Origin of the sequence: Coprococcus intestinihominis, assembly GCF_040096555.1 — a bacterium.
Taxonomy (GTDB): domain Bacteria; phylum Bacillota; class Clostridia; order Lachnospirales; family Lachnospiraceae; genus Coprococcus_A; species Coprococcus_A intestinihominis.
On sequence record NZ_JBBMEK010000148.1, the window covers coordinates 1 to 8,085 of the forward strand.

Annotated in this window: 5 protein-coding genes and 1 pseudogene; all 6 read left to right on the forward strand. The window is 41.3% G+C overall.

Annotated features, from left to right (window positions below):
• A pseudogene (locus WMO25_RS11420) lies at window positions 1-1,239 on the forward strand (hypothetical protein); the annotation flags it as partial.
• 15 nt (window positions 1,240-1,254) lie between these two features.
• The gene (locus WMO25_RS11425) at window positions 1,255-3,387 is read left to right on the forward strand and encodes a transglycosylase SLT domain-containing protein (RefSeq protein ID WP_118621651.1); all 2,133 of its coding nucleotides are present in this window, start codon (window positions 1,255-1,257) and stop codon (window positions 3,385-3,387) included.
• A 15-nt stretch (window positions 3,388-3,402) separates the two neighbouring features.
• The gene (locus WMO25_RS11430; RefSeq protein WP_118621650.1) at window positions 3,403-4,191 is read left to right on the forward strand and encodes a hypothetical protein; all 789 of its coding nucleotides are present in this window, start codon (window positions 3,403-3,405) and stop codon (window positions 4,189-4,191) included.
• 6 nt (window positions 4,192-4,197) lie between these two features.
• Window positions 4,198-4,659 carry a hypothetical protein gene (locus WMO25_RS11435; RefSeq protein ID WP_318584032.1) on the forward strand — a complete coding sequence of 154 codons (462 nt, stop codon included), beginning with the start codon at window positions 4,198-4,200 and terminating at the stop codon, window positions 4,657-4,659.
• A gap of 67 nt (window positions 4,660-4,726) precedes the next feature.
• On the forward strand, window positions 4,727-7,324 hold the full coding sequence (locus WMO25_RS11440; protein WP_182440779.1) for a VirB4 family type IV secretion system protein: 2,598 nt from the start codon (window positions 4,727-4,729) through the stop codon (window positions 7,322-7,324).
• Between the two features lie 149 nt (window positions 7,325-7,473).
• Window positions 7,474-8,025: a DUF5697 family protein gene (locus WMO25_RS11445; protein WP_117500895.1), complete on the forward strand. Its 552-nt coding sequence runs from the start codon at window positions 7,474-7,476 to the stop codon at window positions 8,023-8,025.
• Window positions 8,026-8,085 lie beyond the last annotated feature (60 nt).

An 8,085-nucleotide genomic window follows, 5' to 3' on the forward strand; every position in this document is an offset into this window, starting at 1 on the left:
TTGAAAATGTTTTTATCAGGGTATGGGAATCTTAATGCAAGCAGTTACGGATTTACCAAATTCTTTGTCGCAACGTTATGTCTGGTAGGCTTTTGTAAAGTCACGTTTAAATTAGACTCATATTTATCCTCACTGGGCGTTAATTTAGGACGACCAACAACTGGAATCGGGGCGCTTGGTCTGATGATGGCAGCCGGAAGAGTGCTGTCACATGTCGGAAGGGGCGTCGGTGACTCAGCAGGAGCAAGTGATCATGCAGGAAATAGCCAGGTATCTACAGATGGAGCCGGAATGACGGATGCTGCACCAGGTCCGATTCCAATGGGATTTGGAAACGACGGTGATGCGATGCACATGGAGGGCGAAAATGATTTTGATAGTGCAACAGTTGATGAAGCAGTAGATATGGAAGCAGATGGAAACGACTTTGATTCTATGGATAAGGAACAGGGCGGTGTATTGCAAGAAATGGGTATGATGCCTGAAGATACGTTTGCTGATGAAGAGGGAATGACAGATATGAATGGTTTCTCCGATGGCACAGACTTTGATTCCGGTGAGTTGTCAGAGAATTCTGCAGATGGTCTCGTGGAAGGTACAGATGGTCTTGTGGAAAGTGCAGATAGTACAGATATGGATACTGTGCTCACAGGAGAGGGAAGTATGGTGAGTGATTTCGGAGATTATCCGGTAGAGGAAGATGAAGCAGAAACGGGAGATTCCATAGAGCCTGAAATGGAATTAGACGGAAATGCAATTGGTAGTACTGGTGGCGAAGATATCGGAATTGGAAGTGGAATGGATACATCCGGTGGAGAATCGCCGCTTTCTGGAGGAAATCAATTATCTGGTAAACAGGTATCCGGACAGTCTGGTGGAATTATCAGCGAAATAGGCGGAGATGGCGGTGTAATGCTGTCCGATTCTTTTGATGCAGGTGGACAAGACTATACAGCAGAGGGTAGATCTCTGCATACAAATGATGGCTTGGATAGAGAGAACAGAGGCTATCAGTCAGAAGGATATCACGATTTTGATGTACCGATACATCAAAATACTTCTTCCACCATGGATACAGACCATAGTTTAAATGGTTTAAATACGGAAGAGGTTAGAAGCCAGGACAGGAGAAACGGTGCTGAAACAAGGAAAAGCTGGGAAGTTCCAAAATCAAGGGAAGAACTTAATCAGCGAAACCAGAAAAATCACAGACGGAATGAAGATGATTTTCTGACATAAGGAAGGGGTGAATGTATGAGAGATGACAAATCAAATGCCTCTCCTTTAGATGGTGCAGCTGGTACTGTAAGTCAGGCAGCACAAACAGCGGGGCAAATTCAGAAAACAGTAAATCAGGCCAGACAGGGAGCAGGTGCGGCACAAAAGGCGGCTCATACATCACAGGCAGCTTACGCCGCAACTGCTTCGGCACAGGGAGGCGCAGCAGCAGCTGGTGCAACAACAGGAACCGCCCTTGCAGGACCGCTGGGGACAGTTGTAGGCGTGATTGTAACGAGTAAAACATTTTGGAAGGTAGTCGGTGGTATTTTGATGGCAATCTTCTTATGGATGTTTATTATTGCAAATCTCATTGGTATTATTTTGACTTATCTTGGATTCGCTGATGCAGATGCCTTTGCAAATGAAGCCCAGTCGGAAGAACTTGCCAATCTGAAAGTCCGGGTAGAGCAGATTTTGGACAAGGAAGAGTATGAGCATGAGATTATGGCAATCATTGAGCAGAATAGAGATGTAAGGTTGGAAGAGATTGCTGCAGATAAGCAGGAAAATTATAATGATTACGAATTGTCTGTGATAGATGAATATGAAACAAAGTTTAAGAGAAATGCAAGCTATTATCTTTCTATATTTTTACTGGATATCTGGGATTCCAACACGAGAAATGAGTTTTTAGGATATTCCAGTGAGTGGGGAGATATGACAACAAATCTGTCAAGTCCATATGATGCTTACTTCCAAGAGGCTGCACAGTCCTATGGTGTTCCGGTGGCTTTATTAAAAGCAATGGGAAAAACGGAGTCAAATTTTAATCAGAGTGCCGTTTCCAGTGCAGGAGCAATCGGAGTGATGCAGCTTATGCCGGGAACTGCCGCTTCTCTAGGGGTAGATCCTTATGATGCCCGTCAAAATATTATGGGCGGTGCAAAATATATTGCTGGAAATTTGGAACAGTTCAAAGGCTATTCCAATGGTTTAGAACTTGCGATTGCTGCTTATAACGCAGGTCCGGGGGCAGTTATAAAATATGGATATCAAATTCCGCCGTATAAAGAGACTCAAAATTATGTGAAAAAGGTTTTGGGATATCTGACAATTGAGGAACGAAAGAATGGAAACAACGAGGGAACAGAGACGGATGAAGATTTGAGTGAACCATATCAACAGTTAAAAACTGCTGTCACAGAACATGTTGACAGCTTTTTTTCATGGTCTGTCACAGATGAAAAAGAACGTGAGATTATGGAGTCCGTATATTATCAGATTTTAGAATCAGGGAAGCAGGAGATTGATCAAACCACCTATGAAAAGCTGAAGGCAGATGGGGAAAACGTGGTAAAGGAAACTGTTCCTGTGATGAAGCAAACAGTCGAATATACCCTTGCACTTCTTCTTAGTTCACAACCCGTATCCGGAAGCGGATATGAATATAAATACGTTACAAGCCAGAGTACTTTTGAATTGGTCTTAAAGGTATTGAAAGTGATGGATGAAGGAGTGGCTGCCTTGAAAGATGCTTTCTTTTCCCTCTTTTCATGGAAAGATTTTGTAACTGGCGGCGGGGAGGATACCTACGTCAGCAATATTGACGCATCAGGCGATATTTTCACCTACGATACGGTTGGAAAAGGAGTCAAAAAAGTAGTCTATTTTAATCAGACGGAAGAACCTTGGGGGAGTATGCCGTATGGCACAAGCACCATAGGGGCAGCTGGATGCGGACCAACTTCAATGTCCATCGTCATATCTACGCTTACCGGAAAGATTGTAAATCCACAGACAACCTGTGCATTCTCCATGAATAACGGAGAGTATGTACCGGGAGCAGGTACGGCACATTCTTTTATCGGAAATGCTGCAAGTAACTGGGGATTGACTTGTGAACGTGTAGGAAAAGATCGTATGGATTATGTTGTGCAATCCTTAAAAGAAGGGAAAATGGTTGTGGAAATCTGTGAAGCATACACCATAACGGGAAGTGGCAGCGGACATTTTATCGTACTTACAGGCGTTACAAGAGACGGGTATATTACCATTGCAGATTGTGCGAGCAGGGAGAGAAGTACAAAGGCATACAGCGTTGATACGATAAAATCATACGGTCGTGATTTAAGTGCCGGGGCATTTTGGATTATTGGAAAAGATTAGTAGGAGGAGTGGCAGATGTATTCAAAAAGGAAAATGTGTTGTTTGATTGCCACATGCAGTTTGTTAGTTTGTATGTTTCGTGCAGAGATATTTGCAAAAGGGAATGAGCAGCAGGAATTACCAGAGATTATTCGGTGGGAAGAAGGTAGGGGCTTTGATGAACAAGGAGAACAAATTGTTGGATCATGGGCATATGATACCGTAAACGTAGAAGGGAAGTATGTATTATTTGACGACATGGGCAATGTAAGAGCGAAAACAGATCAATGGAAAGAACGGGAAACGTATGCAGAAAATTTTACGGATACGGAACAAGCAACAGCCACACTTGCTTTACGGACGGAGTATTTTCCTAAATTTACGGGAACTGTCTACATTACGATACAGAAAGAAAACGGAGAGAGCAGGCAATATGAATTGTCGCCGGATAATCTGTATGAACAAAATGTTGCGGTAAATAACGGAGTTTATAAAGTAAAAGCGGTCGAGGCAGTAGATGAACAGTATATCTATAAAACGGAATATGCAAAGGATGTATTGGAAATGGAACAGAATCAATTACTTCTCTTGAAAATCAACGTCACAAAAGAAAAGACAGGAACGGTGGCAGAAGCAGAAAAAAGGGAAACAAAAATGGTTGAAAAGGCTGGGATAAGAAATGCAGCGGATAGGGAGAATAAGATTGAGATTCTTTTGGAGGAAGGCAGCACAAGAGAAAAGTATGTTTTGTGCGGCTGTATTCTGTTAGCAGCGGTTCTCGGCATTGGACTTTTGTTCCGCAAGAAAAGAAATCAATATGACTAACAGGAGGTGGTCAAAATCGTACAGAGAGAAAAGGTAGACGTATATACAATTCCGCCTAATTTTGCACAAGAAGGTACTATTTTTTCAGGAAGAGTCAGATTAAGAAATGCATTTGAAGCAGGGGTTCTGGCTCTTCTTTTATTTCAGTTGCTTATGGCAACAAACCTCAGCGTGAAAGGAAAAATCTATGCCGGGATAATTGTAATGATACCAGTTGTTATATTTGCGGTGTTAGGGGTACAGGGGGAAAGCCTGACTTCTTTTTTATTTCAGTTTCTGAAATACCTGTGGGGACGGAGAATACTTACAGTTCCAGACGGTAAATATCGTTTAAAAAGGAATCGCAGATTAAGAAAACAGCAATACCGGAGCCAGAGTGGAAAAGGAGGCGAGCGTCATAGGAAACGAGGTAAAAGAATTAAAACGTCAGCTAAAAGAAGCAAAACAGACGGAAAAACGGAATCTTAAAGAAGAGAAAAAAGAACGTAAAAAGCAGCAGAAGTTAGAGCGGGCACGTTTCCGGGAAGAGGAACGGATGCGAAAAGTTCAGATGAAAGAAGAAAAGAAGCTGAAAAAAGAGCTGGACAAGCCAGAAGTTCATAAAGAAAATATCAGTAATTTAAGAGATGATCGGAGAAAGGAGAAAAAAGAGCGAGAACCGGATTTGGACTTACTTCCGGTAACATGGGTATCCTCATATCTTCCGATACGTCAGATAAAAAACGGGGTTATCTATACAACGGATCACCGCTATGTGAAACTGATAGAAATATTGCCAATCAACTTCCTGTTGCGCTCATCATCTGAACAACGCAATATCATTATGTCTTTTATGTCCTACTTAAAAATAGCACCTGTTAAAATACAGTTTAAAGTGGTATCCAAGAAAGCGGATATTTCGGAGTATATAGAAAAAATCAAAGAAGAGGCAGAACGGGAACCGGATTACAGGGTAAAGCTGCTTCAGGAGGATTATGCGAAACTCATTGAGCGTTTGGGAAGAAAAGAGGCAATTACCAGACGTTTTTTTATGGTGTTTGAATATCAGTCCTATAACAATAACAAAAATCCAAAAGAGAGGGAGGTACTGCTTTACATGAGGTCAGTAGTACAGACTGCAAAAAAGTATCTTTCTCAATGTGGGAATGTTGTACTGGAATATGAAAATGACACCCGTTTTCTGGTGGATGTCCTGTATCAAATTTTAAATCGAAAGACGAGTGTGTATGAAACTTTGGAGGAACGGACAAAAAAAGTAGCAAGGTATTACCAGAGAGAGAATGGTAGGGAGAGTATCAGCCACATTCCGGTTACTGAACTGATTGCACCTGAAACAATGGATATGCGGCACAGGAGTCATCTTGTCATTGACGGTATGTATTACAGTTATCTTCTGATACCTTCCCATAAATACAGGACAAGAGTACCAGCGGGATGGCTGTCACTATTGATCAATGCAGGTGAAGGAATTGATGTAGATGTTTTCTTTTTCCGACAGGATAAAAGTAAATCCATGGAACGTATCGGCAGAAGAATCCGTCTAAATCGTTCCAAAATTAAAGATACCTATGACACCAATACGGATTTTGATGATCTGAGTGAGTCTATCCATGCAGGATATTATCTGAAACGTGGGTTAAGCGGGAGTGAGGATTTTTATTATATGAGCACTCTGATCACTATTACAGGATACAGCGCAAAAGAAGTCGAGTGGCGTGTAAGAGAAATGACAAAGCTATTGAACTCTCAGGATATCGGAGTGATAAGCTGTATGTTTCGTGAAGAAAATGCGTTTTTGTCTTCGCTGCCTTTATTGTGTCTGGATAAGAAACTGTATGAACGTTCAAAGCGGAATGTACTGACTTCCGGAGTGGCGAGCTGCTATCCATTTACTTCCTATGAAATGTCGGACAAAGACGGAATTATGATGGGTGTCAACAAAGCAAACAATTCACTAGTAATCGTAGATATTTTCAATACGAAAATATATAAGAATGCTAACATTGCCATTTTGGGGACATCCGGCGCCGGTAAGACTTTTACCATGCAGTTAATGGCACTGCGTTTAAGAAGAAAGAATGTACAGGTATTTATTATTGCACCGGATAAAGGGCATGAGTTTGCGAGAGCCTGTAATAATATTGGAGGGGCTTTTATACAGATCTCTCCAGCTTCACCAAATTGTATCAATGTAATGGAAATTCGTCCCACGGATACAAGTGCCAGTGAAATATTAGATGGTTACACAGTAGAACGCTCAGAACTGGCAATGAAAATACAAAGTCTGCATATTTTCTTCAGCTTACTGATTCCGGATTTGAGTCACGAAGAAAAGCAGCTTTTAGATGAGGCATTGGTAATTACCTATGCGGAAAAAGGGATTACGCACGATAATCAAAGTTTGGAAAATCCAGACAAGCCGGGGCAATACAAAGATATGCCGATTTTGGGTGATCTGTATGAGGTTCTGCTCAGAAAGAGGGAGTGCCGGAGAATGGCTAATATTTTAAACCGATTGGTACATGGTTCTGCTTCAACATTTAACCAGAAAACAAATGTGGATTTATCAAATAAATATGTAGTTCTGGATATTTCAGAGCTTTCCGGCGATCTGCTGCTTGGAATGTTTGTTGCTTTGGATTTTGTTTGGGCGAAGGCAAAAGAGGACAGAACTGTGGAAAAGGCAATTTTTGTAGATGAGGCTTGGAAACTCCTGGTGTCAAATGAATTGGCAGGAGAATACCTGCTGGAGATTTTCAAAGTAATTCGTGCTTATGGCGGCTCTGCAATCTGTGCAACACAGGATCTCGTGGATTTCTTTGCATTAAAAGGTGGCAAACTTGGAAGGGGAATCTTAAATAACTCAAAGACCAAAATCATTCTCAACATGGAGACCAGCGAAGCAGAGAATATACGGGAGGAACTTGATTTATCTGAAGCAGAAGCAATGTCCATTACAAGATTTGAAAGGGGAACAGGTTTGATTTCTACGAACAGCAATAATCTAATCGTAGATTTTAAGGCAAGTCAGTTAGAAAAAGACTTGATCACAACGGACAGAAAGGACTTGCAGGAATTAAAGGAGCGTCTGCAGAAGTATGGACAACAGGCATACGGAAAACAGACTACATAGCGGAACAGATTTGTAATAATGCGTATTAAAAGCGTTGTTGTATGCGTCACAAGATTATCTGCGAAAGAAAACAGGTAATAACTTGTCATACAATGCGCTTTTTATATGTCATTAAGTAACTATGATTATTTGGAAAGGATACAGGCATTATGGAAAATCAGAATAAGCAGAGAGACGTGGAACGGGAATTAAAAGAATTGGTTCAAAAATATAACGTGCTGGATAAGAGTCAGTTGTATGCTTACTTTGAAAAAGACGGACGGGAAAGATTTGTTGGGCGGGCTTTAAAGGTACTGGAAAAAGACCGCATGATATATGTGAATAACGAAACAAAACAGGTGGCTGCTAATGAATCTGCACATACAGCATGGGAACGTGGGATAAGTACCTGCCTGTGGGTACTGATTGACCTGATGAATCAAAAGAAGATTGAGCAGCATTTTCTCGCATCTAAGGAGGAATATCCGATACGGATTATTTTTGTAGGAGACGGAGAAATATATGACATCCTCTATATTGCACCGGAGGATATTGAACTGACAAATCAATTGTTTGTACGGAAAAAAATAGACGGATGCGGGCATGTTGTGGTAGTGGAAGAACCGGAAAGTATCCCGAAGATTCGGATTCCGGATGTGATTGGATATTGCACGGTAAAGGGGGATGGTGAAGTCGAATATTATCAAAAAGAAAGCCAGTAATCAGGACATATTTCAAAAGGTGAAAAAACAGTTAGATGAAGCACAGAAAATGACCTCAGA

What these genes read in the sequence shown, in the direction of transcription:
- WMO25_RS11430 (WP_118621650.1), top strand. Translation starts at nt 3,403, where the DNA reads ATGTATTCAAAAAGGAAAATGTGTTGTTTGATTGCCACATGCAGTTTG.
- WMO25_RS11445 (WP_117500895.1), top strand. Translation starts at nt 7,474, where the DNA reads ATGGAAAATCAGAATAAGCAGAGAGACGTGGAACGGGAATTAAAAGAA.
- WMO25_RS11440 (WP_182440779.1), top strand. Translation starts at nt 4,727, where the DNA reads ATGCGAAAAGTTCAGATGAAAGAAGAAAAGAAGCTGAAAAAAGAGCTG.
- WMO25_RS11425 (WP_118621651.1), top strand. Translation starts at nt 1,255, where the DNA reads ATGAGAGATGACAAATCAAATGCCTCTCCTTTAGATGGTGCAGCTGGT.